The sequence below is a fragment of the Nitratidesulfovibrio liaohensis genome (assembly GCF_011682075.1).
Taxonomy (GTDB): Bacteria; Desulfobacterota; Desulfovibrionia; order Desulfovibrionales; family Desulfovibrionaceae; genus Cupidesulfovibrio; species Cupidesulfovibrio liaohensis.
The window spans coordinates 1-2,591 of the sequence record NZ_VSMK01000395.1 but is presented as its reverse complement, the minus strand read 5'-3'; the positions used below and the strand labels follow the sequence as shown (position 1 = coordinate 2,591).

1 protein-coding gene and 1 pseudogene are annotated in these 2,591 nt (G+C 64.1%); both read right to left on the bottom strand.

Going from position 1 to position 2,591, the window contains the following annotated elements:
* Positions 1–332: 332 nt before the first annotated feature.
* Complete coding sequence (locus FVW27_RS12855) at positions 333–1,895, bottom strand: ABC transporter substrate-binding protein (RefSeq protein ID WP_167125714.1); 1,563 nt, start codon at positions 1,893–1,895, stop codon at positions 333–335.
* A gap of 362 nt (positions 1,896–2,257) precedes the next feature.
* Positions 2,258–2,591: pseudogene (locus tag FVW27_RS12850) on the bottom strand (hypothetical protein); the annotation flags it as partial.

The window sequence follows — 2,591 nt, the reverse complement described above, 5'->3', positions numbered from 1 at the left end:
CGACGGCGGGAAGGCAGGCGGCGGCCACGAAAGCGCGAAGGCGCGAAACGGCGTGCGCGGCGTTGTCCGCAACCCGGCCTCGAACGGCGCACCGTGCTCCGGTGGGCCTGCTGGGAACGCCCGCCGCGTGTCCGGACAGGCTGGCGGAATGCCCAGCCGAAAACCGGAATGCGGGGGGCGGCGGAATGCCGCGCGTCGGTAACGGGGTGATCCCCGCACGGTGGGCTACAAAATTTCGGCGGGGCAGGCAAGGGGTGTTCCCTTGCCCGCCCGCCTTCACAAAACCGTCGAAAAGGCGCGGCGGTCTGATAACCACCCGCGCCCGTTCGTCATTACTTCATCACCACGTCGCCGAAGTAGGGGAAGTCCTGCACGTTGATGATCGCTTTCGCGTTCGTCACCGTCTTGCGGGCAGCCCACGACAGCGGTTCCATGTGCAGCGGCACGAAGGCGGCCTCGTCGTAGGCCAGCTTCTCGGATTCCTGCAGCAGGGCGTCGCGCTTCTTGGGATCGGTGGTGCGGTTGGCTTCCTCGATCAGCGCATCGTACTTCTTGTTGCAGTAGTTGCCGCTGTTGTACTGGCCCATGCCGGTGTCCTTGTTGGCGCACATCAGCAGGTATTCGCCGTAGTTGGCGGTGTCTTCGGTATCCGGGTGCCAGCCGATCATCTGGATGTCGGCAACCTGGGCGTCGTACTCATCCCAGTACTGGGCCTTGGGCATGGTCTTCAGGTTCACCTTGATGCCGATCTTGGCCATCATGGAAACGAAGGCCTGGGCCACCTTTTCGTCGTTCACGTAGCGGTTGTTGGGCGCGATCATGGTCAGTTCCAGACCCTTTTCGTAGCCCGCTTCCTTCATCAGCTTCTGGGCCTTGGCCAGGTCGAAGCGGGGCTTCAGGTCGGCGATGTAGCCGGGGTAGCCCTTGGGCGCCTGCTGCTGGGTGACCACGGTGTAGCCCTTCATGATCTTGGCCACGATGCCCGCATGGTCGGTGGCGGCGATGATGGCTTCACGCACCTTGGGGTTGGCCAGGGCGGGGTTGCGCTTCTGGTTCAGCTGGAAGGTGATGATGCGGGTGCTGGCCATGGTGATCAGCTCCACATCGGGGTTCTTGGCCAACTGGTCGTAGTCCTGCACGGGCACGGGGGTGATGAAGTCCACGTCGCCCTTCAGGATGGCGGCCACGCGGGTGGCTTCGTTCTTGATGGGGGTAAGTTCGATGGTGTCGACGTTGCCGTGCTTGCCCCAGTAGTTGGGGTTGGCCTTCAGCACCAGCTTCACGCCGTGTTCACGCTGGGCCACCATGAACGGGCCGGTGCCCGAGGCGTTCTCGTTGGCGAACGAGGCGCCGTTCTTCACCACGGCGCCCTTGGGCTGGCCCGCGGCGTCAGTGCCGGTGTAGAACTTGGAGTCCATGGGGAAGATGTAGGTGGCAAGGTTCATCACCAGGCCGTAGGGCTCGGTGGTGACGATGTCGATGGTGTTGTCGTCCACCACCTTGGGCTCGGCGAACTTGACGTACAGGCCCTTGAAGTCGGGGGATTCCTTCAGGCGCTTGATGGTCCAGGCCACGTCGGCGGCGGTGAGCGGGTTGCCGCTGTGGAACTTGACGCCCTTGCGCAGGTGGAAGCGCATGGTGGTGGGGTTGATCTGTTCCCACTTTTCGGCCAGGCGCGGCTCGAACTTCATGTCCTGGGTCCAGCGCACCAGGGGATCGAACACCCAGTGCGAGTAAGCCAGCATGGGCCCGGAAAGCTGCATGTGCGGATCGAGCGATTCAGGGTCGGACGAGATGCCGACACGGAAGGTCTTGCCTTCGGCGGCTTCGGCCTTGGGGCCGAACGCCAGCACGGCCGCCAACATCATCAGAAGCAGTACGAGAGTCCGTTTCATCCAGTACCTCCAGCGGTTGTTGCTACAATGACGCCGCGCGGGCCAGTCAGAACCGGTCAGGACCGGTGCGGACGGCTCGTCCCGTGGCCGTCCGGCGGCACTCCGATACCCGTGATGCCCGCGATGCGTAGTCCGGTGCAATGAGACCGACAGTCCTGTAGACCATCCGGCGGCTAGTGCGTCAAGCTGTGCGCCGTGCGAATATTGTCAAATCGCGCTACGAAAATGTACCGTGAAATCAGCCTGTAGCCGGAACATGCCAAGACCGCCGCGTCCTGCACGGGTGCGGCGGCCCTGGCGAATCTGGCGGGATAGGGATGCGGGCAGCTGCTGCCCACGGACGAAAAGGCGATTTGAAAATCCTACTGCGAGCGCACCTTGCGCATGTACTCCATGTACACGGCGTTCACCCACTGGGCGATGCGGTACACCCCGTCGCGCACAGGCACCCAGGTCACCGTGCCGTCGGCATCGATCTTGCCGTCGAACAGATACTCCAAGCCCACGTCCACCCCGCCGGTCACGCTGCCCGTGTGCATTCGGGTGGAAACCTCTCCCTTCAGCAGCATGTCCAGGGGCTGATGCGCGCCGCCGGGCCAGTGCAGGATGGCACGCAGCACCACCTTGTCGCCGCGCGCCAGCGGCCCCTTTTCGCCGTCCTCGCCCGCGCGGGGGGCGATGCAGGCGCGCAGCCCC